The organism is Ralstonia sp. 110700041-2, from assembly GCF_056280165.1.
In genome coordinates this window covers 398505-421481 of sequence record NZ_JBSFAI010000002.1, presented here as the reverse complement: position 1 = coordinate 421481, position 22977 = coordinate 398505, and the positions used below count along the sequence as shown (strand labels likewise).

Annotated in this window: 21 protein-coding genes, 1 tRNA gene and 1 pseudogene; 14 read left to right on the top strand and 9 right to left on the bottom strand. The window is 64.7% G+C overall.

The window, feature by feature from the left end; genetic code table 11:
- Positions 1–20 precede the first annotated feature (20 nt).
- A pseudogene (gene dkgB, locus ACUXH0_RS04515) lies at positions 21–828 on the top strand (2,5-didehydrogluconate reductase DkgB).
- Between the two features lie 94 nt (positions 829–922).
- Here the strand turns inward: dkgB and ilvD (ACUXH0_RS04510) are convergent.
- The 5 genes from ilvD (ACUXH0_RS04510) to ACUXH0_RS04490 form a co-directional block, all read right to left on the bottom strand.
- Positions 923–2782, bottom strand: a complete 1860-nt coding sequence (ilvD, locus tag ACUXH0_RS04510) for a dihydroxy-acid dehydratase (protein WP_182593702.1) — start codon at positions 2780–2782, stop codon at positions 923–925.
- A gap of 203 nt (positions 2783–2985) precedes the next feature.
- Positions 2986–3070 (bottom strand) — tRNA-Leu (locus ACUXH0_RS04505).
- Positions 3071–3135: 65 nt separating this feature from the next.
- On the bottom strand, positions 3136–4020 hold the full coding sequence (locus ACUXH0_RS04500; protein WP_009241289.1) for an NAD(P)-dependent oxidoreductase: 885 nt from the start codon (positions 4018–4020) through the stop codon (positions 3136–3138).
- A 41-nt stretch (positions 4021–4061) separates the two neighbouring features.
- On the bottom strand, positions 4062–5231 hold the full coding sequence (locus ACUXH0_RS04495; RefSeq protein WP_024972282.1) for an ABC transporter substrate-binding protein: 1170 nt from the start codon (positions 5229–5231) through the stop codon (positions 4062–4064).
- A 40-nt stretch (positions 5232–5271) separates the two neighbouring features.
- Complete coding sequence (locus ACUXH0_RS04490; RefSeq protein ID WP_004632041.1) at positions 5272–6213, bottom strand: CysB family HTH-type transcriptional regulator; 942 nt, start codon at positions 6211–6213, stop codon at positions 5272–5274.
- 153 nt (positions 6214–6366) lie between these two features.
- Between ACUXH0_RS04490 and ACUXH0_RS04485 the strand changes: the two genes are divergently transcribed.
- From ACUXH0_RS04485 to ACUXH0_RS04450, 8 genes are all read left to right on the top strand, one after another.
- A complete protein-coding gene (locus tag ACUXH0_RS04485) occupies positions 6367–7140 on the top strand; it encodes a sulfite exporter TauE/SafE family protein (RefSeq protein WP_004632043.1) in 774 nt (257 codons plus the stop codon).
- A 125-nt stretch (positions 7141–7265) separates the two neighbouring features.
- Positions 7266–8927 carry a nitrite/sulfite reductase gene (locus tag ACUXH0_RS04480; protein WP_009241287.1) on the top strand — a complete coding sequence of 554 codons (1662 nt, stop codon included), beginning with the start codon at positions 7266–7268 and terminating at the stop codon, positions 8925–8927.
- Positions 8928–8945: 18 nt separating this feature from the next.
- On the top strand, positions 8946–9494 hold the full coding sequence (locus ACUXH0_RS04475) for a DUF934 domain-containing protein (protein WP_182593704.1): 549 nt from the start codon (positions 8946–8948) through the stop codon (positions 9492–9494).
- Positions 9491–10294: a phosphoadenylyl-sulfate reductase gene (locus ACUXH0_RS04470; protein WP_004632050.1), complete on the top strand. Its 804-nt coding sequence runs from the start codon at positions 9491–9493 to the stop codon at positions 10292–10294. Before ACUXH0_RS04475 ends, ACUXH0_RS04470 begins: the two co-directional genes overlap by 4 nt.
- A 10-nt stretch (positions 10295–10304) precedes the next feature.
- On the top strand, positions 10305–11255 hold the full coding sequence (gene cysD / locus ACUXH0_RS04465; protein WP_009241285.1) for a sulfate adenylyltransferase subunit CysD: 951 nt from the start codon (positions 10305–10307) through the stop codon (positions 11253–11255).
- Between the two features lie 2 nt (positions 11256–11257).
- Positions 11258–12589: a sulfate adenylyltransferase subunit 1 gene (locus ACUXH0_RS04460; RefSeq protein WP_009241284.1), complete on the top strand. Its 1332-nt coding sequence runs from the start codon at positions 11258–11260 to the stop codon at positions 12587–12589.
- 56 nt (positions 12590–12645) lie between these two features.
- Entirely contained in the window at positions 12646–13455 is an 810-nt protein-coding gene (gene cobA / locus ACUXH0_RS04455) for a uroporphyrinogen-III C-methyltransferase (protein WP_004632057.1), read from the top strand.
- A 134-nt stretch (positions 13456–13589) separates the two neighbouring features.
- Positions 13590–13991, top strand: coding sequence for a 5-carboxymethyl-2-hydroxymuconate Delta-isomerase (locus ACUXH0_RS04450; RefSeq protein WP_004632059.1), 402 nt, complete (start codon positions 13590–13592; stop codon positions 13989–13991).
- 10 nt (positions 13992–14001) lie between these two features.
- On the opposite strand, the gene ACUXH0_RS04445 is transcribed toward ACUXH0_RS04450, so the two are convergent.
- Genes ACUXH0_RS04445 through lptF form a run of 3 tightly spaced genes read right to left on the bottom strand, consistent with a single transcriptional unit; the run spans position 14002 to position 16684 of the window.
- The gene (locus ACUXH0_RS04445) at positions 14002–14373 is read right to left on the bottom strand and encodes a sirohydrochlorin chelatase (RefSeq protein ID WP_004632061.1); all 372 of its coding nucleotides are present in this window, start codon (positions 14371–14373) and stop codon (positions 14002–14004) included.
- A complete protein-coding gene (gene lptG, locus ACUXH0_RS04440) occupies positions 14373–15566 on the bottom strand; it encodes an LPS export ABC transporter permease LptG (RefSeq protein ID WP_009241283.1) in 1194 nt (397 codons plus the stop codon). The genes ACUXH0_RS04445 and lptG overlap by 1 nt, the downstream gene beginning before the upstream one ends.
- Complete coding sequence (gene lptF / locus ACUXH0_RS04435) at positions 15566–16684, bottom strand: LPS export ABC transporter permease LptF (protein ID WP_004632066.1); 1119 nt, start codon at positions 16682–16684, stop codon at positions 15566–15568. Before lptF ends, lptG begins: the two co-directional genes overlap by 1 nt.
- Before the next feature lie 138 nt (positions 16685–16822).
- On the opposite strand from lptF, the gene ACUXH0_RS04430 reads away from it, so the two are divergent.
- The 3 genes from ACUXH0_RS04430 to ACUXH0_RS04420 are packed head-to-tail and all read left to right on the top strand — an operon-like array spanning position 16823 to position 19204.
- Positions 16823–18331: a leucyl aminopeptidase gene (locus tag ACUXH0_RS04430; protein WP_182593705.1), complete on the top strand. Its 1509-nt coding sequence runs from the start codon at positions 16823–16825 to the stop codon at positions 18329–18331.
- Positions 18332–18353: 22 nt separating this feature from the next.
- Complete coding sequence (locus ACUXH0_RS04425) at positions 18354–18782, top strand: DNA polymerase III subunit chi (RefSeq protein ID WP_024972287.1); 429 nt, start codon at positions 18354–18356, stop codon at positions 18780–18782.
- A complete protein-coding gene (locus ACUXH0_RS04420) occupies positions 18779–19204 on the top strand; it encodes a DUF2486 family protein (RefSeq protein ID WP_182593706.1) in 426 nt (141 codons plus the stop codon). Before ACUXH0_RS04425 ends, ACUXH0_RS04420 begins: the two co-directional genes overlap by 4 nt.
- A gap of 55 nt (positions 19205–19259) precedes the next feature.
- Here ACUXH0_RS04420 and ilvD (ACUXH0_RS04415) read toward each other — a convergent pair whose 3' ends face one another.
- Positions 19260–20933 carry a dihydroxy-acid dehydratase gene (ilvD, locus tag ACUXH0_RS04415; RefSeq protein WP_009241279.1) on the bottom strand — a complete coding sequence of 558 codons (1674 nt, stop codon included), beginning with the start codon at positions 20931–20933 and terminating at the stop codon, positions 19260–19262.
- A 128-nt stretch (positions 20934–21061) separates the two neighbouring features.
- Here ilvD (ACUXH0_RS04415) and ACUXH0_RS04410 point away from each other — a divergent pair, with 128 nt between their 5' ends.
- Together ACUXH0_RS04410 and lgt are read left to right on the top strand one after the other, a co-directional pair.
- Positions 21062–22006 (top strand): LysR family transcriptional regulator, encoded by a 945-nt coding sequence (locus ACUXH0_RS04410; RefSeq protein WP_182593708.1) that lies wholly within the window; start codon positions 21062–21064, stop codon positions 22004–22006.
- A 14-nt stretch (positions 22007–22020) separates the two neighbouring features.
- Positions 22021–22923 carry a prolipoprotein diacylglyceryl transferase gene (gene lgt, locus ACUXH0_RS04405; RefSeq protein ID WP_182593710.1) on the top strand — a complete coding sequence of 301 codons (903 nt, stop codon included), beginning with the start codon at positions 22021–22023 and terminating at the stop codon, positions 22921–22923.
- The last annotated feature ends 54 nt before the right edge of the window (positions 22924–22977 follow it).

The window sequence follows — 22977 nt, the reverse complement described above, 5'->3', positions numbered from 1 at the left end:
ACTTCCGGTTGGAGCACAAGATGAACAGGATTCCCGCTTTCGGCCTCGGCACGTTCCGCCTGAAAGGCCAGGTTGTCATCGACTCGGTCCGCAATGGCCTCGAACTTGGCTACCGCGTCATCGACACCGCGCAAATCTACGGCAATGAAGCGGAGGTAGGCGAGGCCATTGCTGGCTCCGGCGTGCGCCGCGAAGACCTGTTCCTGACGACCAAGATCTGGGTCGACAACTACGCCCGGAGCAAGCTGGTGACGAGTCTCGAAGACAGCCTCGCCAAGCTGCGCACCGACTACGTCGACCTCACGCTGATCCACTGGCCGGCGCCCAACAACGGCGCGTCACTCGAAGAATGCATGACCGCGCTGGCCGAAGCCAAGGCCCCGGGGTTTGACGCGCGAGATCGGCGTCTCGAACTTCAACATCGCGCTGACGCAACAGGCGATGGCGGCGGTCGGCAAAGACGCCATCGCCACGAACCAGATCGAGCTGAGCCCGTATCTGCAGAACCGCAAGCTCGTCGATTTCCTGCAGCGCGAGGGCATTCACGTCACGTCGTACATGACGCTCGCCTACGGCAAGGTGCTGGGCGATCCGGTGATCGGCGCGATTGCACAGCGGCACGAGGCGACACCGGCGCAGGTCGTGCTGGCCTGGGCCATGCAGCTGGGCTATTCGGTAATCCCGTCGTCGACCAAGCGCGAGAATCTTGCGAGCAACCTGCGTGCACAAACGCTGCAATTGATGGCCGACGACATGGCGCAGATTGCCGCGCTTGAGCGCAACGGCCAAGAGGTTTCACCAGAGGGGCTTGCGCCGCAGTGGGATTGAACATCCCGCGACCGACGCAATAGAAAAAAGGCCAAGCAACGATCAATTGCTTGGCCTTTTTTTGCGGCAGCCAGGCGCCTGGCCCGCCGCCGGATCAGTCGTCCAGTTGCGACAGGTCGCGCACCGCGCCCTTGTCGGCCGACATGACCAGCTTGGCGTACGCCTTGAGCGCCGCCGATACCTTGCGCGGACGCGGCTGCTCGGGCTTCCAGCCCTTGGCGTTCTGCTCTTCGCGGCGACGCGCGAGTTCTTCATCCGACACCAGCACGTTGATCGTGCGGTTGGGGATGTCGATGCGGATCTTGTCGCCGTTACGCACCAGGCCAATCGCGCCGCCTGCTGCTGCTTCCGGCGAGCAGTGACCGATCGACAGGCCAGACGTACCGCCCGAGAAGCGGCCGTCCGTCAGCAGCGCACAGGCTTTGCCCAGGCCCTTGGATTTGATGTAGCTCGTCGGGTACAGCATTTCCTGCATGCCGGGGCCGCCCTTCGGGCCTTCGTAGCGCACGACCACCACGTCGCCAGCCTTGACCTTGTCAGCGAGGATGTTCTCGACGGCTTCGTCCTGCGATTCCGTCACGTGTGCCGTGCCTTCGAACACGAGGATGCTGTCGTCCACGCCAGCGGTCTTCACCACGCAGCCGTCCAGCGCGATGTTGCCCCTCAGCACGGCCAGGCCACCTTCCTTCGAGAACGCATGCTCGTTCGAGCGGATGCAGCCCTCTGCGCGATCCAGATCGAGGCTCGGCCAGCGCGTGTTTTGGCTGAACGCAACCTGCGTCGGGATACCAGCCGGGCCGGCACGGTAGAACGTCTGCACGGCTTCGTCCGACGTGCGGACGATGTCCCACTGGTCCAGCGCATCCTTCATCGTGGGCGCGTGCACGGTTGGTGTATCGGTGTGCAGCTTGCCGGCACGGTCCAGTTCACCCAGGATGGCCATGATGCCGCCTGCGCGGTGCACGTCTTCGATGTGGTACTTGTTCGTGTTCGGCGCGACCTTGCAGAGCTGCGGCACGACGCGCGAAAGGCGGTCGATGTCCGCCATCGTGAAGTCGATCTCCGCTTCCTGCGCGATGGCCAGCAGGTGCAGGATCGTGTTGGTCGAGCCGCCCATCGCGATGTCGAGCGTCATCGCATTTTCGAACGCCTTGAAACCGACCGAGCGCGGCAGCACGCGCTCGTCTTCCTGCTCGTAGTATTGGCGGGCGAGTTCAACGATGCGGCGGCCGGCGCGCTTGAAGAGCTGCTCGCGGTCTGCGTGCGTGGCGACCACGGTGCCGTTGCCCGGCAGCGACAGGCCGAGCGCTTCGGTCAGGCAGTTCATCGAGTTGGCCGTGAACATGCCCGAGCACGAACCGCAGGTCGGGCACGCCGAGCGCTCGACTTCCGCCACTTCCTCGTCGGAATACTTGCTGTCGGCCGCGATCACCATCGCGTCGATCAGATCCAGCTTCTTGATCTCGATGGCTTTGGTGACGGGGTTGGCCAGGCGCGTCTTGCCCGCTTCCATCGGGCCGCCCGAGACGAAGATCACCGGAATGTTCAGGCGCATGGCGGCCATCAGCATGCCCGGGGTGATCTTGTCGCAGTTGGAGATGCAGACCATGGCATCGGCGCAGTGCGCGTTGACCATGTATTCCACCGAGTCGGCAATGATGTCGCGGCTGGGCAGCGAATACAGCATGCCGTCGTGGCCCATGGCGATGCCGTCATCCACGGCAATCGTGTTGAATTCCTTGGCCACACCACCCGCGGCTTCGATCTCGCGCGCGACGAGCTGCCCCAGGTCTTTCAGGTGCACGTGGCCAGGAACGAACTGGGTGAACGAGTTGACCACCGCGATGATCGGCTTCTGGAAATCTTCGTCTTTCATGCCGGTGGCGCGCCAGAGCGAGCGTGCCCCCGCCATGTTGCGGCCGGCGGTGGAGGTTTTGGAACGGTATGCGGGCATTGTGCGTACTGAAGAAGTTTCGAAATGGGGGAGCGGGCCACGCGGATACTGGCCCTCATGCCCGTGCGATCAACCTCTTGAGCCGCGCCCGGGGCAAAACAGTCATTATCCCACGCCGCGCGGGGCGTGTTGCCGGCTGCCGTTGCGTTGCCGAGCGTCCAATGAAAAAGCCGCTTCTGCGTGAACAGAAGCGGCTTGAATTCTGGTGCCCGAGGCCGGAATCGAACCGGCACGCCTTGCGGCGGGGGATTTTGAGTCCCCTGCGTCTACCAATTTCACCACTCGGGCAGGTGCTGATGAGCCAGCAATTATGCCAGAAGTCCGGCCAAGCGAACAAGGCGGCCGGAAGACGCTCAATCTGTGTGGTGGTTGTTCTGCTGCTCGAGCACGCGCAGCAGCGACGCCGTATCGTCATACCCCCAGCCATTGGCGACCAGCGTATTGAGCTGCGAGGCCACCAGCTCCATCGCCGGCATCTGCAGGCCGAGTTCCTGGGCGATCTCGCGCACCAGGCCGAAATCCTTGTCGTGCAGGCGCGCTTCGATGCCGGCGGCAAAGTTGCGCTCGGCCATCTTGGGCCCTTCCAGGTCGAGCATGCGGCTGCCCGCGAAGCCCGGGCCGATGGCCGCCAGCACGCGCGACGGGTCGGTGCCCTGGGCGCGCGCAAACAGCATGGCTTCGGCAATGCCCTGGATATTGATGACCTGCACGATCTGGTTGCACGCCTTGGCGACCTGGCCGGCACCGTAGTCGCCGACGTGCGTGATCGTAGTGCCCAGCAGCTGCAGCAGCGGGCGCACGCGCGCCAGCACCTCGGCCTTGCCGCCGACCATGATCGACAGCGTGGCCTTCTGCGCGCCTGCGGTGCCGCCTGAGACCGGCGCATCCAGGAACTCCAGACCCGCCGCTTCCAAATCGGCCGCGATCCGGCGCGTGGCCACGGCGGAGATCGTGCTGTGATCGATGCACACCGCACCACGCGGCGCGCCATGGATGACACCGTCCGGCCCGAGCAGCACGCCTTCCACATCGGCTGTGGACGTGACGTTGGTGAAGATGACCTCCGCGTCGCGCGCCGCTTCGGCAGGGGCGTTGCACGGCTCGGCGCCGAGGGCGCGGGCGTTGTCGACAGCTTCCGGACGGCGCACATAGGCGCGCACCGGGTGCCCGGCGGCAATCAGGTGTTGGACCATCGGCGTGCCCATGTTGCCGAGGCCGATGAAGGCAATGCGTGTCATGGCGAATCTCTGCGTATTACGTCTTGCGTATCGATATTGATTTAGCGCGGGCCGGCGTAAGCGAAGCGGCCGTTCTTGATGATGCCCATCACGCGCGAGCGTTGATCGAAGCCCTGATGATCCTGGGTATTCAGATTCAGCACGCCGTTGGGCACAGTCAGATCGCGCGTGGTTTCCAGCGCATCGCGCAGGGCGGCGCGGAAGGCAGGTGTACCAGGCTTGGCGCCGGTCTTGAGCGCACGGGCCGTGGCATTGTCGAGCAACTGCCAAGCGCCCCATGCGTCGCCCGCGAACTGCGTGACGGTGTTGGGGCCATACTTGGCTTCATAGCGATCAGCAAATTCCACAGCCACCTTGCGCACCGGATGGCCGGCCGGGAGTTCGCGCGCGACCACCACGGGGCCGGTCGGGAAGAGCGTGCTTTCCACATCCTTGCCGCCCACCTTCAGGAACTCCGTACTGGCGATGCCATGCGTCTGGTAGATGCGGCCCTTGTAGCCGCGCTCGACCAGCGTGCGCTGGGGCAGGGCGGCCGGGGTGCCGGCCCCGGCAATCAGGATGGCGTCGGGCTTGGCGGCCATCAGCTTGAGAATCTGGCCGGTCACGCTGGTATCCGTGCGCGCAAAGCGCTCGTTGGCCACCACGCGCAACTTGCGCACGTCGGCCAGCTTCGAGAATTCACGCCACCAGCTCTCGCCATACGCATCGGTAAAGCCGATGAAGCCGACGGTGTGCACGCCGTTGTCTGCCATGTGCTGGGTGACGAGCGTGGCCATCTGCGAATCGTTCTGCGGCATCTTGAAGGCCCAGCGGCGCTTGGCGTCCTGCGGCTCGACGATGGAGGCAGATGCTGCCAGCGTGATCATTGGCGTTTGCCCTTCGGCCACTGCATCGAGCGAAGCCAGCGCCGTCGGCACGATCGTCGGCCCGACGATCACGTCTACCTTGTCTTCGGCGATCAGTTTGCGCACGTCCCGCACCGCCATCGACGGGTCGGAGGCGTCGTCCAGCACGATGACCTGCGCGCGCTGGCCGCCGATGGTCGCTGGCCACATCTGCACGGTGTTCTTGCTGGGAATGCCGATGGCCGCGGCTGGGCCGGTGGTCGACAGCACCACGCCCACGCGGATGTCGGCTCGGGCAGGCAGGGCGAGTGCGGCAGCGCTGGCAAAGAGGGCCATGCCGCACAGCAGGCGACGTCGGGTCGTCATGAAATCTCCGGGAAGTTCAGGCATTGCGAATGCGGGCGAATCACAGCTCGTATGCTTCGTGATCGCCCGACATGAGTTGTTCGACCAGCTTGCGCGTGAGCGTTGGCGCAAACAGTTCGATGAAGGTGTAGACGAAGCCGCGCAGGTACGCGCCTTGTTTGACGCCCAGGTGCGTGACGTTGGTGCCGAACAGGTGGCCGGCCGGAATGGCGCGCAGGTTGCGGTCGCGCTCGGCATCAAACGCGACGCCGGCCACGATACCCACCCCCAGGCCCACTTCCACGTAGGTCTTGATGACGTCGGCGTCGATGGCTTCGAGCACGATGTCGGGCTTGATCTGGCGCAGCTCGAACGCGTGGTCGATCTTGGGCCGGCCGGCAAAGTGGTGGTCGTACGTGATGATCGGGTAACCCTTCAGGTCGTCCAGCGTCAGGTGCTGGCGCGACAGAAGCGGGTGGTCAGGCGGCGTCACCACCACATGCTGCCACTGGTAGCCCGGGATCGAGATCAGATCCTTCACGTGCGACATGCCTTCGGTGGCGATGGCAAGGTCGGCCTGGTCGTGCAGCACCATCTCCGCAATCTGCGCGGGCGTGCCCTGCTGAATGGAAAGGCGCACCTTGGGGTACCTGCGCGTGAATTCGGCAATCGCCTTGGGCAACGCATAGCGCGCCTGCGTGTGCGTGGTGGCGATGGTGAAGTTGCCCTGGTCCTGCGCGGCGTAGTCCTTGCCCACGCGCTTGAGGGTTTCCACCTCTTCCAGCACGCGCTCGACTGAAGCCAGGATGCGCCGGCCCGGTTCCGTGAGGCCCCGGATGCGCTTGCCGTGACGGGTGAAGATATCGACACCCAGTTCCTCTTCCAGCTCGATGATGGCTTTGGAGACACCTGGCTGTGATGTATAGAGCGCTTTTGCGGCCTCTGTCAGGTTGAATTTCTGCCGCACGGCTTCGCGCACGAAGCGGAATTGGTGGAGGTTCATGGCTGCGCGGTCAATAAGAAGAACGGGTGCGAACTGAACGCTACTTATAACCGACGCCATATAAACAAACAATTTTTTATTGGTTTGGGATATGAGGCCAGTTCATTACGATGCTCGAACTTCGTGATAACACGCCCTCACTGTCCCTGCGCCATGACGCTTGCCTATACAATTTCCGGTCTGCTGGTCGGCCTGTTGGTCGGCCTGACGGGCGTTGGCGGCGGCTCGCTGATGACGCCGCTGCTGACGTTGATGTTCGGCTTTTCGCCGGCGACCGCTGTGGGCACCGACCTGGCCTTCGCCTCGCTGACCAAGGGTGTCGGCACGATCGCACACCGCAGCCACGGTCATATCCGCTGGGACATCGTTAAGCTGCTCTGCCTGGGCAGCCTGCCCGCCGCGCTGGTGACGGTGCTGGTACTCAAGCGCATGGGCAATCTCGATGCCGAGTGGATGCACCTTATCCGCGTGACGATTGGCGTGTCCGTCATCCTGACGGTGATTTCGCTGCTGTTCCGCCAGCGCGTGCTGGGCTGGCTGGCCCGCAACCCGCGCTATCGCTTGCAAGGCATCACGCTGGCCGTGGCCACGGTGATCGTCGGCGTGGTGCTGGGCGTGCTGGTGACGGTGTCGTCCATCGGCGCGGGTGCTGTGGGCGCGACGCTCATCCTCATCCTGTATCCCGAATTGAAGAGCGCCGAAGTGGCCGGCACCGACATCGCCTATGCCGTGCCGCTGACCGCCGTGGCGGGCCTGGGCCACATGTACCTGGGCACGATCGACTGGAACCTGCTGGTGTCGCTGCTGGTGGGCTCCATCCCGGGTATCTGGCTGGGCGCGCGCCTGTCCAAGAATCTGCCGGAACGTCTGGTGCGCGGCGCGCTTGCCGCCACGCTGACGATCACGGCCATCAAGCTGGTGTCGTGATGCATGACTTCATGCCGGCCCTGCTTGACTGTGGCTGCTGTCGTTGAATCGGCGGCAGCGCCATAACGAAACGCATTCCCCCAATTGAATCGCACGCCGGCCCAGCCGGATTGGACCGAACAGTCATGTACCAATACGACGCTTACGATCACCGCCTCGTCGCCGACCGCGTCGCGCAGTTCCGCGACCAGGTGCGCCGCCGCATTTCGGGCGAACTGACGGAAGAAGAGTTTCTGCCGCTGCGCCTGCAGAATGGTCTGTACTACCAGCGCCACGCCTACATGCTGCGCGTGGCGATTCCGTATGGCCACCTGCGCGCCAAGCAACTGCGCATGCTCAGCCACATCGCCGCCGAGCACGACCGCGGCTACGGCCACTTCAGCACGCGCCAGAACATCCAGTACAACTGGATCGAGCTGGAGCAGGTGCCCGACATCCTGGCCAAGCTGGCCTCGGTGGAAATGCACGCCATCCAGACCTCGGGCAACTGCATCCGCAACATCACGACCGACCAGTTTGCCGGCGTGGCACCGGACGAGGTGATCGACGCGCGCCCGCTGGCGGAAATCCTGCGCCAATGGTCGACGTTCATCCCCGAGTTCGCGTTCCTGCCGCGCAAGTTCAAGATTGCCGTGTCGGCCTCGCGAGACGACCGCGCCGTGACGCAACTGCATGACATCGGCGTCTACGCCTATGAGAAGGACGGGCAGACGCTGCTGCGCATCCTGGCCGGCGGCGGCATGGGCCGCACGCCGATCCTGGGCGCAATCATCAAGGAAGACCTGCCGTGGCAGCACATGCTGTCGTACATCGAGGCCGCCGTGCGCGTGTACAACCGCTACGGCCGCCGCGACAACAAGTACAAGGCGCGTATCAAGATTCTCGTGAAGGCCATCGGCGCTGAGGAATTTGCGCGCCAGGTGGAAGAAGAGTGGCAGCACATCAAGGACGGCCCGTCGACCATCACGCAGGCCGAGTTCGACCGCGTGGCGCAGTTCTTCGCGCCGCCCGCGTATGAAAAGCTGGCCGACACCGACGCTGCCTATGAAAAGGCGCTACTGGAGAACAAGGCGTTCGCCCGCTGGGTGAGCCGCAACGTGCATCCGCACCGTGTGCCGGGCTATGCCGCTGTCACGCTCTCGCTCAAGCCGGGCGCGGCGCTGCCCCCGGGCGACGCCACGGCCGAGCAGATGGCGCTGGTGGCGGATTGGTCCGAGCGGTTCGGTTTTGGCGAGGTGCGTGTCGCGCACGAGCAAAACCTGATCCTGCCGGACGTGAAGAAGCACGACTTGCTGGAGCTGTGGCAGCTGGCAAAGGAGCACGGCATGGCCACCGCCAACATCGGCCTGCTGACCGACATCATTGCGTGCCCGGGCGGTGACTTCTGCTCGCTGGCCAACGCCAAGTCGATCCCCATCGCGCAGGCGATTCAGGCGCGCTTCGACGATCTCGATTACGTGCACGACCTGGGCGAGCTGTCGCTCAACATCTCGGGTTGCATCAACTCGTGCGGTCACCACCACGTCGGCAACATCGGCATCCTGGGTGTCGATAAGCACGAAGAAGAGTGGTACCAGGTGTCGCTGGGCGGCGCACAGGGCAACGACTCGGCGATCGGCAAGATCATCGGCCCGTCGTTCAAGGCCGAAGAAATGCCCGACGTGATCGAGCGCATCATCGATACCTTCGTCGCCAACCGCACGGAAGACGAACGCTTCATCGACACCTATCACCGCATCGGCATGGCCCCGTTCAAGGAACGCGTCTACGCCCGTGCAGAAGCCTGAAAGCCGAGGGAAACGAACATGAGCAAGATCATCAAGCTGCAAAACGGTGCCCCGCAAATCGTGGCTGACGAATGGACCGTGCTGCGCACCCCGGAAGGTGGTGAGCTGACGCAAGCCGATGTGGACGCCGCCGCGCACGCCATCGTGCCGCTGCCCTATTGGGAAGCCCACCGCGACGCACTGCTCGCCCGCGCCCGCGCCGGCACACTGGCCGTCTGGCTCGCTCCGGACGACGAGCCGTTCGCGCTGGAGGCAGACCTGCCCAGCTTGTCGCTGGTGGCGGTGGATTTCCCGGTCTTCCGTGATGGCCGTGGCTACAGCACCGCGTTCCTGCTGCGCCAGCGCCTGGGCTTCACGCGTGAGTTGCGTGCCATCGGCGACGTGCTGCGCGATCAACTGGACTTCATGCGCCGTTGCGGTTTCGACGCTTACGCCGTGCGCGCAGACAAGAACATCGACGATGCACTGAACGGCTTCGGCGAGATCAGCGTGCGCTACCAAGGCGCCGTCGACGAGCTGCGTCCGTTGTTCCGCCGCGAGCGTGCTACCGAGGCGAGCGCAGTATGAGCGAGTTCCAAGAGGCTGCCCTGTCCGAGGTGCCGGTGTCCGCTATCGGGCGCCCGGTGCTGTGGACGCGTCCGGTCTACACCGGCACGGCTGAAGCCCTCGCTGCGAAGGAAGCCGCGCTGTTCGAGCGCCTGGCCGAGATTGCCGCCAGGCACGGCGTGGCAAAGTTCGCCACCAGCCTGGCAGCCGAAGACATGGTCGTGACCGATGCGATCCTGCGCAGCCCCCAGGCCGTGCGGGCGCACCTGCCGATCTTCACGCTGCAGACCGGCCGTCTGCACGCCGAAACGCTGGCGATGCTCGAGCGCATCCGCGAGCACTACGGTTATGTGATCGAGCAATACGCACCGGATGCCCGCGCAGTGGAAGCCTACGTCCGTGACCACGGCCTGAACGCCTTCTACGACAGCATCGAACTGCGCAAGGCCTGCTGCAACATCCGCAAGGTGGTGCCGCTGAATCGCGCGCTCAAAGATGCCGACGCATGGCTGACGGGCCAGCGACGCGAGCAGGCCGTCACCCGTGCCGACCTGCCGTTTGCTGAAGACGACGACGCCCGCGGCATCGCCAAGTACAACCCGCTGTTCGACTGGTCCGAGCCTGAAGTCTGGGCCTACCTCGAGCAGCACAACGTGCCCACCAACGCGCTGCACGACAAGGGCTATCCCAGCATTGGCTGCGAGCCTTGCACGCGTGCGGTGCGCGCTGGTGAGGATGTGCGCGCCGGCCGCTGGTGGTGGGAATCGCGCGACAGCAAGGAATGCGGTCTGCATGCGACGAATCTGTCGCAAAAGAGCTAAGGAAAGGAACATGGGAGTCATGAGCGAAATCCCCGGCACGGCATTGACGCCTGTGCAGAACGAGCACCTCGACTGGCTGGAAGCCGAGTCGATCTACATCATCCGCGAGGTGGTGGCCGAGTGCCGCAACCCGGCGCTGCTGTTCTCGGGCGGCAAGGATTCGATCGTCATGCTGCATCTGGCGCTCAAGGCCTTCCGCCTGGGCGAGCGCAAGATCGAGCTGCCGTTCCCGCTGGTGCACATCGACACGGGTCACAACTACCCCGAGGTGATCACCTTCCGCGACGAGCAGGTCGCCAAGCTGGGTGCTCGCCTGGTGGTGGGCCATGTGGAGGATTCCATCAAGCGCGGCACCGTGCGCCTGCGTAAAGAGACCGATTCGCGCAACGCCGCACAGGCCGTCACGCTGCTGGAGACGATCGAATCGCACGGCTTCGACGCCCTGATGGGCGGTGCCCGCCGCGACGAAGAAAAGGCCCGTGCGAAGGAGCGCATCTTCTCGTTCCGCGACGAGTTCGGCCAGTGGGATCCGAAGGCCCAGCGCCCGGAACTCTGGAGCTTGTACAACGCACGCATGGCGCAGGGCGAGCAGATGCGCGTGTTCCCGATCTCCAACTGGACGGAACTCGACGTGTGGCAGTACATCGCCCGCGAGAACCTCGCCCTGCCGCCGATCTACTACGCGCACGAGCGTGAAGTGGTGCGCAAGAACGGCCTGCTGGTGCCCGTCACGTCGATCACGCCCAAGGCCGACGGCGACGTGAGCGAAGTCCTGTCGGTGCGCTTCCGCACCGTGGGCGACATCAGCTGCACATGCCCGGTGGCGAGCACCGCCGCCACGCCGGCCGAGATCATCGCCGAGACGGCCGTGACCGAAATCACCGAACGCGGCGCCACGCGCATGGACGACCAGACGAGCGAAGCCTCGATGGAAAAGCGCAAGAAGGAAGGGTATTTCTGATCATGACGACGAATTCGACGCACCCAGCGACGCATCCTGCATCGCACCAAGGCCTGCTGCGCTTCATCACCGCCGGTTCCGTTGACGACGGCAAGAGCACGCTGATTGGCCGCTTGCTGTACGACAGCAAGGCCGTGCTGACCGACCAGTTGCAAGCGCTGGCCAACGCCAAGAACAAACGCACTGCCGGCGAGCAGATCGACTTCTCGCTGCTGACCGACGGCCTGGAAGCCGAGCGCGAGCAGGGCATCACGATTGACGTGGCGTACCGCTATTTCTCGACCGCGCGCCGCAAGTTCATCATTGCGGATACGCCGGGCCACGAGCAGTACACGCGCAACATGGTGACCGGCGCCTCGACCGCGCACGCCGCCATCATCCTGATCGATGCCACGCGTGTGACGACCGTTGACGGCAAGACGGAGTTGCTGGCTCAGACCAAGCGCCATTCTGCCATCGTGAAACTGCTGGAACTGCAGCACGTGATCGTGGCCATCAACAAGATGGACCTGGTCGACTACAGCGAAGCGCGCTTCAACGAAATCCGTACCGCCTACGATGCACTGGCCGCACAACTCGGCTTGCGCGACGTGCGCTACGTGCCGGTGTCTGCGCTGCGCGGCGACAATATCGTTCATGCGTCCGAAGCCATGCCGTGGTACCAGGGCGAGCCGCTGCTGGCGCTGCTGGAAGACTTGAAGGTGGAAGAGACCGCCCCGGCGGGCGACGATGCGCTGCGCTTCCCGGTGCAGCTGGTGGCGCGCCAGGACGGCTCGCAGGCCGATGATTTCCGCGGCTACATGGGCCGTGTGGAAGCCGGCACCGTGCGCGTCGGCCAAGCCGTGCGCGTGCTGCCCGCCAACCGCGAAACCACGGTGGCCGAAGTGCTGACGCCCAATGGCGCAGCTGATTCCGCCGGCCCCGGCGAGACCATTACCGTGCGCCTGGCCGACGACGTGGACATCTCCCGCGGCGACACGATCGTCGCTGCCCCGACCACGGCAGCCAATGCCGCCAAGAAGCTGCATGCCGACCTGTGCTGGTTCGACGAGCATGAGCTGAATCCGGCCCGCAAGTACGTGCTCAAGCACACGACCGCCACCGTGTTCGCACGCGTGTCGGATGTGGAGCGCGTGCTGGACGTGCATACGCTATCGCACGAAACCGGCCGCAAGCAGATCGCGCTCAACGATATCGGCACGGTCAACATCAGCCTGCAGAAGCCGATCGTCTGCGACGCATATGGCGACAACCCGGCCACCGGCGCATTCATCCTGGTGGACGAAGCCACGCACCATACGGTGGCGGCTGGCATGATCCGTGCATTTTCCTAATGTGGATGGCGCGTGCTAAGTTGCGCGCCGCAGGAAAAAGCAAAGGAATCCAGGCAATGGAAGCGAAGACCCCCAAAACACTTGGCCACGTGAGCCTGATTGGTGCGGGCCCCGGCGCCGCGGACCTCATCACGGTGCGCGGTGCACGATTGTTGGGCGAAGCCGAGGTCGTGCTGCATGACGCACTGGTCTCGCCGGAGGTCTTCCAGTACTGCCCGCAGGCCGTGTTGATTGCCGTCGGCAAGCGCTGCGGCAAGCGTTCGACCGCGCAGCGCTTCATCAATCGCCAACTCGTCGATCTGGCCACCAAATATCAGCGCGTTGTGCGCCTGAAGGGGGGCGATCCGATGCTGTTCGGCCGTGCCGACGAGGAACTGCAGGCGCTCGAGCAGGCCGGCATCGACTACGAAGTCGTCCCGGGCATTACGGCGGCGCTGGCAGCCGCGTCCGCCATTCGTCAACCCTTGACCAAGCGCGGCGTTGCCCGCAGCGTCGCGTTTGTTACGCAAGCCAAGGCGACCGACCCGGACACGCCGCAACCCGAAGGCGCCGTGCCGGAACCCGTAGCGCAGGCCGATTCGCTCGTCTACTACATGGGCCGTGATCAGGCCGCCTCCATCGCAGCAGACCTGATCGCACGTGGCCGCGCGCCGTCCACCCCCGCTTGGGTGGTCGAGGCTGCCACCACGCCCGAGCAGCGCTCGGCGTGCTTCACGCTGCAGCAGATGGCCAATGGCGCCGCCGCGGAGTGGATCAACGCCGAGCATCCGAGCCTGCTGATGATCGGCGACGCGTTGGCCGTGCGGGCATCGGCGGCCGCATCCGAACCCGCGCTCGACGCGCATCCCCATAGCTTGGCCGCCTGAGCTGCGCTCGGCGCGCCAGCGCTTTCTCTCACTCCCCCTTCTTCACGCAGTCAAAACCCGCCCGGGTACAGCGACAACGCTGCCGGGCATGAGATGCTTTGACCTATTTCATTCTCCGGGGGGAGATCAGTGCCATGCCGCACGTCATCATCGAATACACCGCCAATGTCGAGGCCGATGCGCGCATTCCTGAGCTGATGCGCGTGCTTAACGATGTGCTGATCGGCTATGCGGATGTGTTTCCCATTGGTGGCATCCGCACGCGCGCGCTGCGCCTCGACCAATACCGCATGGCCGATGGCGCGGAAGACGATGCCTTCATCCACGTGACGTTCCGCATCAAGGCGGGGCGGCGCAAAGCCGTGACGGGGCCGATCTGTGCAGCGATGTTCGCCGCCATGCGTGCGCATCTGGCCGACGTGTTTGCGCGCCGTTATCTCGGGTTGACACTGGAGCTGGTGGAGTTCGGCGCGCATGGCTTTCACGTCGAGAACAACGTGCATGCGCGCTTCGCGCGCGCGGCAGAACCGCAGTAGGGCGTCTGGTTTAGCCCAGTTGCCGGACGCAGTAACCCGCGATGGCGTCGAGTACAGCGTCGTCTTCGCCAACGGCGTCGGCGCAGCGGATGGAGAGGGCGGGATGCGCCTGCGTGCATTGCGCGACCAGCGCAGGCAGATCGCGCCGCAGGTGGCCGCCCTGGCCGAAGAACACGGGCACGATGGTGATGCTCTGCGTGCCGTTTGCGGCCAGGTCAGCGATGGTGCCCGGCAGATCGGGCGCCATCAGTTCGAGAAAGGCGAGGCGCGTGTCAACGTCGGGCTGCTGCGCAGCCAAACGCTCGCGCAGGCGGTCGAACGGTTCACGCCAGCGCGCGTCGCGCGCGCCGTGCGCAAACAGGACAAGTGCACGGCCAGCCATCAGTGGCGCTCCACCCAGCGCAGGCTGACCAGCGCCAGTGCCAGATACAGCGCGCCCGGCACGATGGCCGTGAAGATGGCCGGCCACGTGTTCAGCAGGCCGACGTGCGAGAAGAGGTTGTTCACCAGCTGGAACGACAACCCGAGCATGATGCCGCCGAACACCTTCAGGCCGACCGCACCTGCACGTGCGTGCAGATACGCAAAAGGTAGGGCCAGCGCCATCATCACCAGCACGGTGAACGGATAGACCACCTTCTTCCACAGCGCGATCTCGTAGCGCTGCGTGTCCTGCTTGTTGTCGCGCAGGTGGCGGATGTACTGGAAGAGGTCCAGCGTGGCCATGCGGTCGGGCGTGACCATCAGCACCGACAGGATCTGCGGCGTGAGTTCGGAGCGCATCTCCTGGTGCGGCAGCTTGGTCTGCTCGCCGCGGAAGTCGGGCGCCAGCGCGTCCGGCGCGCCGGGCACGGCCTGCACCGTGTCTTGCGGGGCAACCGTGCCGGGCTTGCGCGGGAATTCAACGAAGCGTGTCTCCGTCACGTCGTTCAGTTGCCAGTTCTGGTGGCCCTGGTAGCGCGCCTGATCCGCCACGCGAATCGAACTCAGGCGGTAATCCGAATCGAACTCATAGATGCGCAGGCCCTTGATGGACTGGTCCGGCTGCAGCGCGCCCACGTTGACGAAGCGGGTGACTTCGCCGCCCGTGCCGTCCGGCTTTGCGGGGCCGCGGTCCTTCACCCACACGCCCGAACGGAAGCCGGCCGACACCGTCGCGCCCAGCGCTTCCAGTCGCACTTTCTGTGCGTACTCTTCCGCTTTCGGCCCGATGAATTCACCAAAGAGGTACGTGACGAGCGCCAGCGGCAGCGCAATCTTGAACAATGACAGTAGCGCACGCCGCGTATCGAGCCCGGCCACGCGAAAGATCGTGAACTCCGACTGGCTGGCCATCTGCGAGAACACGTAGATGGCGCTGATGAGCGCGGCCACCGGAATCACTTCGTACACACGTGTCGGCGCCTGCAGCATCACGTGGAAGAACGCGACCAGCGTGGTGTAGCGTCCGACCACCGAGCCCAGCTCGCCCAGCATGTCGAAGAAGATGAACAGCGCCAGCACCGCAAACAGGATGAAGACGAACACGCCGTAGATCTGACGCGCGAAGTACTTCTCATAGACCGGCATCTTCATCACGCACCCGCCTTCTTGGGTGCGAAGCCCAGCAGGGCAGAAATGCCCTTCAGGCCGGCCGCGCTGTAGTGGCGGAAGCGGAACAGCAGCACCGCACAGATGAAGGCGGCCAGGTGGATCGGCCACCAAGCCATGAACACGTTCATCTTGCCCTGCGAAACCCACGCTTGCGACAGGTTCAACAGGTTCGAATACGTCAGGTAGATCAGCACCGCGAAGATCATCGGTGTGTAGCGGCCCAGGCGCGGATTGACATAGGCCAGCGGAATGGCGATCAGCACAAAGTTTAGCGCCAGCAGAGGCAGGCCGATCCGCCATACCAGTTCGCCCAGGTTTTCGGGCGTCGGGTCGGCGAGCAAATCCTTTGTGGAGCGGCTCTTGGTCGGCAGGTTGGCGTCTGCCTGCGGTGGCTTGTTGGCGACCTTCACGCCGTATTTGTCGAATTCGACGATGCGGTAGTCGAGCTTGCCGGGGGTGCCTTCATAGCGGCGGCCCTTGTCGAGCACGACAAAGCGGTCGCCATTGGGCATGGTCTTGAATTCGCCGGTCTTGGCCACCGCCACGCCGATCTTGTCCTGCTCGGCATTGGCGACGAACAGGTTGCGGGCGTGCTTCATGCCGCTATCGACGCCCTCGATGAAGAGCACATAGTTGCCGTGCGCGGGCTCGATGAAGCGGCCGGCGGAGATCATCGACAGCACATCGCGTTGCTCGAATCGGTCTCGAAACAGCGCGCTCTGCTGGTTGGCCCACGGCCAGCCGAACAGCGCCAGCAGCGCCACCAGCACGATGAACGGCAGCGAGAAGCGCAGAACCGGTCGGATGAAATCCGTCAGGCTGATGCCCGAGGTGAACCACACCACCATCTCGGAATCCTTGTACCAGCGCGTCAGCACCAGCAACACCGAGATGAACAGCGTGGCGCACAGCAGAATCGCCAGGTAGCCCAGCGTTGCCAGGCCGATAAGGAGCAGGACGTCATTCGGGTTGGCCTCGCCGTTGGCGGCCATGCCGAGAATGCGGATCACCAGGGTGGTCAGCATGAACGTCAGCAGCACGAGGAAGACGGCGCCGGCGGTAAAGGACAGCTCGCGTCGCAGGGCTTGTTCGAAAATCATGCGGATGCGGGAAGGGGGAGGGCGAGGTCTGGGCCAAGGTTGGGACGATGCGTGCCCCATCCAGGTTCCATCGGAGCCCCCGCGCAAAATGGCGGATAATGTGGGCTTTCGTTGACTCGCCTCATAGAGAGAAGCGCGATGGAATTTAGCACAAAAGCCCTGGACTGGGCCAAAGCGGGCGCCCTGGCTGCCAAGAGCGATTGCCTCGTGATCGGTCTGTTCGAGTCGCAGACCTTGGCTGGCGCCGCAAAGGCGCTGGACGTGGCCACCAAGGGCCTGGTCGCCCGCCTCGTCAAGCTGGGCGACTTCGAAGGCAAGCGCGGCACGTCGCTGCTGCTGCACGAAGTGGCCGGCGTGGGCGCTGCCCGCGTGCTGCTGGTCGGCCTGGGCAAGGAAGCCGACTTTACCGACCGCGCTTACGCTGAAGCCGTGCGCACCGCACTGCGCGCGCTGGCCAGCACCAAGGCCGCCAGCGTGACATGGACGCTCACCGAGCACACCGCGCGCGACAAGGACACCGCCTGGGCCGTGTTGACCGCCGTCACGCTTATCCGCGAAGCCAGCTACCGCTTTATCGAGCGCCATCCGGAACTCAAGAGCAAGCGCGACAAGAACGGTACCGGTTTGCGCAAGCTCGTGCTGGCCGTGCCGGCTGCCGACGCCAAGACAGCCAGCGTGGCTGCCGCCCGCGGCACCGCCATCGCCAACGGCATGGACCTCACGCGTGATCTGGGCAACCTGCCGTCCAACATCTGCACGCCGACGTACCTGGCCAACACCGCACGCCAGATCGCCAAGGATTTCAAGCTCAAGGTTGAAGTGCTTGGCCGCAAGCAGATCGAAGCCCTGAAGATGGGCGCCTTCCTGGCCGTGACCAAGGGCAGCGTCGAGCCGCCGGCGTTCATCGTGCTGCGCTACGAGGGAGGTCCGGCCAAGCAGGCCCCGGTGGTGCTGGTCGGCAAGGGCATCACGTTTGATACGGGTGGCATCTCGCTCAAGCCGGGCGAGGGCATGGACGAGATGAAGTACGACATGTGCGGCGCCGCTTCGGTGCTGGGCACGTTGCGTGCCGTGGCCGAAATGGGCCTCAAGCAGAACGTCATTGCCGTGGTGCCGACCTGCGAGAACATGCCCAGCGGCATCGCCACCAAGCCGGGCGATGTGGTGACCAGCATGTCGGGCCAGACCATCGAGATCCTGAATACCGACGCCGAAGGCCGCCTGATCCTGTGCGATGCGCTCACCTACGGGGAGCGCTTCAAGCCGGCCGTGGTGATCGACGTGGCAACGCTCACGGGCGCCTGCATCATCGCGCTCGGCCACATCAATACCGGCATGTATGCCCGCAGCGACGCGCTGGCCGATGCACTGGTGGCGGCGGGCAAGCAGTCGCTCGACACCGCGTGGCGCATGCCGCTGGACGAGGAATACCAGGAACAGCTCAAATCCAACTTTGCGGACATGGGCAACATCGGCGGTCGCCCGGCCGGCAGCGTGACGGCCGCCTGCTTCCTGGCGCGCTTTACCGAAAAGTACGACTGGGCCCACTTGGATATCGCCGGTACGGCCTGGAAGAGCGGTGCAGCCAAGGGCGCCACGGGCCGCCCGGTGCCGTTGCTGACGCGCTTCCTGATGGACCGCGGTTGATCAGCCGGAGGCACTGCACCGTATGACCCGCGTCGATTTCCACAGCAACGTGCCCGGCAAGCTGGCGTATGCCTGCCGGCTCGTGCGCAAGGCCTACGGCGCGGGCCAGAAAGTGATCGTGGTCGGAGATCCGGCTGCGCTGGAGGCGTTCGACACGCAGTTGTGGACATTCAGCCAGCTCGACTTCCTGCCGCACTGCGGCCTGCGGCATCCGCTCGCCGCGCAGACGCCCATCCTGCTGGCTGATGCAACCGAGCCCCTGGACGACGCGCCGCATCACGACATCCTGGTCAACCTCTCGCCTGAGCCGCCTGCGCTGTTCGCGCGCTTCAGCCGGTTGATCGAAATCGTGGGTGATGACGATGCCGACCGCGCCGCCGCGCGCGATCGCTTCCGTTTCTACCGCGATCGCGGTTACCCGATCCAACACCACGACGTGGGGCGCGCATGACCGACGGACGCTATCCCGGGTCCCCGGCGGACAACAACATCCCGGTTCTGACGGAGATCGTCGAACTGGAGGACGCTGCGCCCGCTGTAGCGCCTGCCGCGCCGCCGCGCACGCCTGCTGGAGCGTCCAACGCGGATGTCCCGCCCGCCTTGCGCGAGCAGGGCCTTGCGCCCACGTCGGCCATGCCGCCCGCCGGCACGGATGCTGCCCGCGTGATGGGCGACGTGATGTGGCGTTTTCAATCCGAATGGCCGGCGTTGATCGAAGCGCAGTGCCGTGCCGCCATGGAGTCGCGCCTGTCGCTGCTGAGTGAACAACTGGCGGCGGAGTTGACCCGCACGCTGGAGGCCCGCCTGATGGATTGGCTGGGCGCCGCGCTGGACGACGCATTCGCCGCGCAGCAGAAGCCGCAGCAGCGCTGATCGCACAAAGAAAAACCCGCCGTCTGGCGGGTTTTTTGTTGGTTTCGCCAACCACTCAGTCCGTTACCGCGCCCTTGCTGGCCGTTGCTGCCAGTTTTGCAAACTTTGCCAGCACGCCACGCGTATAGCGCGGCGCAGGTTGCTTCCACGCGGCGCGGCGGCGGGCAAGCTCGTCGTCCGGCACGTTCAATTGCAGCAGCCGCTGGTGCGCGTCGATGGTGATCGAATCCCCTTCGTGCACCAATCCAATCGTGCCTCCCACGTAGGCTTCCGGTGCGACGTGGCCGACCACCATGCCCCACGTACCTCCCGAGAAGCGTCCGTCGGTAATGAAGCCGACTGACTCGCCCAGGCCCTTGCCGATGATGGCCGAGGTCGGGGCCAGCATCTCCGGCATGCCGGGGCCGCCCTTCGGCCCCAGATAGCGCAGCACCAGAATATCGCCGGCCTTGATCTGGTCGCCCAGGATCGCGCTCATCGCACTTTGCTCGTCCTCGAACACGCGGGCCGGGCCGGTGATGACGGGATTCTTCAGCCCGGTGATCTTCGCCACGGCGCCTTCTTCGGCCAGATTGCCCTTCAGGATGGCGAGGTGGCCTTCCTTGTAGAGCGCCTTGTCAATCGGCAGGATCACGTTCTGATCAGCGCGCGGCTGGTCGGGCACGTGGGCGAGTTCTTCCGCCAGCGTCTTGCCGGTGATGGTGATGCAATCGCCATGCAGCAGGCCGGCGTTGAGCAGCAGCTTCATCACCTGCGGGATGCCGCCGGCCTCGTGCAGGTCGGTGGCCACGTACTGGCCCGACGGCTTGAGGTTACAGATGACGGGCACGCGCTGGCGCACCCGCTCGAAGTCGTCGATCGTCCATTCCACTTCCGCAGCGTGAGCGATGGCCAGGTAGTGCAGCACGGCGTTGGTCGAGCCACCGGTTGCCATGATGACGGCGACAGCGTTCTCGATGGACTTGCGCGTGATGATGTCGCGCGGCTTCAGGTCGCGGCGCACGGCATCAACCAACACGCGAGCGGATTCGGCGGCGCTGTCGACCTTCTCCTGATCGGGATTGGCCATCGTCGATGAATACAGCAACGACATGCCTAGCGCTTCAAACGACGAACTCATCGTGTTGGCCGTGTACATGCCGCCGCACGAACCGCTCGACGGGCAGGCGTTTTTTTCGATGCCCTCGAAGTCTTCCTCGCTCATGCGGCCGGCGGTGAATTCGCCCACGGCCTCGAACGACGAGACGATGGTCAGGTCCTTGCCCTTCCAGTGCCCCGGCTTGATGGTGCCGCCGTACACGTAGATGCCCGGCACATTCGTGCGCGCCAGGGCGATCATGCCGCCCGGCATGTTCTTGTCGCAGCCGCCGATGACGACGACACCATCCATCCATTGGCCGTTGACGCAGGTCTCGATGCAGTCGGCAATCACTTCGCGCGAGATCAGCGAGAACTTCATGCCTTCCGTGCCCATCGACATGCCATCGGAAATGGTGGGCGTGCCGAAGATCTGCGGATTCGCGCGGGCGTCCTTTATTGCAGCCACGGCGGCATCGGCCAGCTTCTGCAGCCCCGAATTGCACGGTGTGATGGTCGAATGGCCGTTGGCCACGCCGATCATCGGATTGTTGAAGTCGTCTTTTGTGTAGCCCAGCGCGTAGTACATCGAGCGGTTGGGCGAGCGCGCCACGCCCTGAGTGATGTGCTGGGAACGCTTGTTGTCTGGCATGGGGGTCTCCGTGGGGTCGGCTCTATCGTTGTAGTCAACGGCTTGGCGCCCAGCATGCGCTTGGAGAAACGACGCGTCAAATATATTATTCAGCGATTATTGAGTCGAATAATGTATCAATCGCTGATATGGATTTGCGCCAGCTTCGCTATTTCGTGACCGTTGCCGAGGAATTACATTTCGGGCGCGCCGCCGAGCGGCTTTCGATGACGCAGCCGCCGCTGTCGCAGCAGATTCGCGCGCTCGAAGACGAATTGGGCGTCACGCTGTTCCATCGCACGCAGCGCTCCGTGGCGCTGACGGCTGTCGGTGCGCGCTGGCTGGTTGAGGTGCGGCGTGTGCTGGCGGAGGCGAATGCACTGCCCGGGCTCGCGCAGCGGCTGGCGCGCGGCGAGGTCGGCTCGCTGTCGCTGTCCTTCGTCAGCACCGCCGATTACGGCATCCTGCCCGCCTTGCTGCGGCACTTTCGCGACGCGCGGCCCGATGTGCAGCTTCTGCTGCGCGAGGCCACCAGCGATGTGCAAATCGAAGCGCTCCTGGCCGGCGATGTGGATGCCGGCGTCGTGATTGCGCATCACGCCGGCTCCGTGCCGGGCGAGCTGGAATACCGCCCGCTGGTGCGCGAGCGTCTCGTGCTGGCGGTGCCCGCGTCGCGCGCGGCGCAATGGGGCGTGGCGCCGGGCCAGGCGATTGCGCTGGCAGATGCAGCGGCCGAACCGCTCATCATCTTCCCGCGCCGGTCCGCGCCCGCGCTGTATGACATCATTACCGGCTATCATGCCGCGCACGGCGGCCGTCCCGAACACCCCGGCGCTGCCACGCGCATCGGCCAGGAAGCCATCCAGATGCAGACCATCGTCAGCCTTGTTTCCGCCGAGATGGGCGTTGCGCTGGTGCCGGCATCGCTATGCAACCTCCAGCGTACCGGCGTGGTCTATCTCGAACTCGCCGCGCCAAGTCCGATCATCGAGACCGGTCTGGTGTGGCGGCGCGATGCGGCTTCCCCGGTGCTGCCGTGGTTCGTGGCCAGTGCCGAAGCGGTCGCCAGGCTGCAAGAAGACAACCAAACCTGAAACCCACAGGATTCATGCTCATCCATCCGCAATTCGATCCCGTCGCCCTGCATCTTGGGCCGCTCGCCATCCGCTGGTACGGCCTGATGTATCTGGCGGCGTTCATCATGTTCCTGTGGTTCGGCCGCCTGCGCACGCGCCAGCCGCACACCGCCGCCGAAGGCTGGGCCGGCCGCGACCTTGACGACATGCTGTTCTACGGCGTGCTCGGCGTGATTCTCGGTGGGCGCCTCGGCTACGTACTGTTCTACAAGCCGGACTGGTATTTTGCCCACCCGCTCGACATCTTCAAGGTCTGGGAAGGCGGTATGGCGTTCCACGGCGGCTTCCTCGGTGTGGTCGTGGCGATGATGCTGTATGCGCGCATGCGCGGCCGCTCGTGGATGCAGGTGACCGATTTCATCGCGCCGATGGTGCCGTGCGGCCTCGCAGCGGGGCGCCTTGGCAACTTCATCAACGGCGAGCTGTGGGGCCGTGTGTCGTCGCCCAATCTGCCGTGGGCGATGATGTTCCCGCAGGCACAGGGCGAAGACCGTGAATGGTTGCTTTCGCATGCGCAAGAGGCCGTCACCAGCGGCCTGCAGGCCGTTTTTGACCAGTACCACATGCTGCCGCGCCACCCCTCGCAGATCTACCAGTTCCTCGGCGAGGGCGTGCTGTTCTTCATCCTGCTGTGGCTGTATGCGCGCAAGCCGCGGCCGATGGGCGCGGTGTCCGGCGCATTCCTGCTTGGCTACGGCGTGTTCCGCTTCGCCGCGGAATTCGCGCGTGAGCCGGACAACTTTCTCGGCCTGCTCGCGGCGAACCTGTCGATGGGCCAGTGGCTGTCGCTGCCAATGATCCTGATCGGCATCGCCATGCTGGTCTGGTCCTATCGTCGTGCAGGCAACGGTGAAAAAAACCAGGCGCACGCCTGACGCAGCAACCGCGCAAAGAAAAAGCCACCGAACTTCGGTGGCTTTTTTCATGGA

Coding starts and splice junctions, on each gene's coding strand:
- ilvD (WP_182593702.1), bottom strand. CDS start 2,782: ATGCCCGCATACCGTTCCAAAACCTCCACCGCCGGCCGCAACATGGCG.
- ACUXH0_RS04500 (WP_009241289.1), bottom strand. CDS start 4,020: ATGACACGCATTGCCTTCATCGGCCTCGGCAACATGGGCACGCCGATG.
- ACUXH0_RS04495 (WP_024972282.1), bottom strand. CDS start 5,231: ATGACGACCCGACGTCGCCTGCTGTGCGGCATGGCCCTCTTTGCCAGC.
- ACUXH0_RS04490 (WP_004632041.1), bottom strand. CDS start 6,213: ATGAACCTCCACCAATTCCGCTTCGTGCGCGAAGCCGTGCGGCAGAAA.
- ACUXH0_RS04485 (WP_004632043.1), top strand. CDS start 6,367: ATGACGCTTGCCTATACAATTTCCGGTCTGCTGGTCGGCCTGTTGGTC.
- ACUXH0_RS04480 (WP_009241287.1), top strand. CDS start 7,266: ATGTACCAATACGACGCTTACGATCACCGCCTCGTCGCCGACCGCGTC.
- ACUXH0_RS04475 (WP_182593704.1), top strand. CDS start 8,946: ATGAGCAAGATCATCAAGCTGCAAAACGGTGCCCCGCAAATCGTGGCT.
- ACUXH0_RS04470 (WP_004632050.1), top strand. CDS start 9,491: ATGAGCGAGTTCCAAGAGGCTGCCCTGTCCGAGGTGCCGGTGTCCGCT.
- cysD (WP_009241285.1), top strand. CDS start 10,305: ATGGGAGTCATGAGCGAAATCCCCGGCACGGCATTGACGCCTGTGCAG.
- ACUXH0_RS04460 (WP_009241284.1), top strand. CDS start 11,258: ATGACGACGAATTCGACGCACCCAGCGACGCATCCTGCATCGCACCAA.
- cobA (WP_004632057.1), top strand. CDS start 12,646: ATGGAAGCGAAGACCCCCAAAACACTTGGCCACGTGAGCCTGATTGGT.
- ACUXH0_RS04450 (WP_004632059.1), top strand. CDS start 13,590: ATGCCGCACGTCATCATCGAATACACCGCCAATGTCGAGGCCGATGCG.
- ACUXH0_RS04445 (WP_004632061.1), bottom strand. CDS start 14,373: ATGGCTGGCCGTGCACTTGTCCTGTTTGCGCACGGCGCGCGCGACGCG.
- lptG (WP_009241283.1), bottom strand. CDS start 15,566: ATGAAGATGCCGGTCTATGAGAAGTACTTCGCGCGTCAGATCTACGGC.
- lptF (WP_004632066.1), bottom strand. CDS start 16,684: ATGATTTTCGAACAAGCCCTGCGACGCGAGCTGTCCTTTACCGCCGGC.
- ACUXH0_RS04430 (WP_182593705.1), top strand. CDS start 16,823: ATGGAATTTAGCACAAAAGCCCTGGACTGGGCCAAAGCGGGCGCCCTG.
- ACUXH0_RS04425 (WP_024972287.1), top strand. CDS start 18,354: ATGACCCGCGTCGATTTCCACAGCAACGTGCCCGGCAAGCTGGCGTAT.
- ACUXH0_RS04420 (WP_182593706.1), top strand. CDS start 18,779: ATGACCGACGGACGCTATCCCGGGTCCCCGGCGGACAACAACATCCCG.
- ilvD (WP_009241279.1), bottom strand. CDS start 20,933: ATGCCAGACAACAAGCGTTCCCAGCACATCACTCAGGGCGTGGCGCGC.
- ACUXH0_RS04410 (WP_182593708.1), top strand. CDS start 21,062: ATGGATTTGCGCCAGCTTCGCTATTTCGTGACCGTTGCCGAGGAATTA.
- lgt (WP_182593710.1), top strand. CDS start 22,021: ATGCTCATCCATCCGCAATTCGATCCCGTCGCCCTGCATCTTGGGCCG.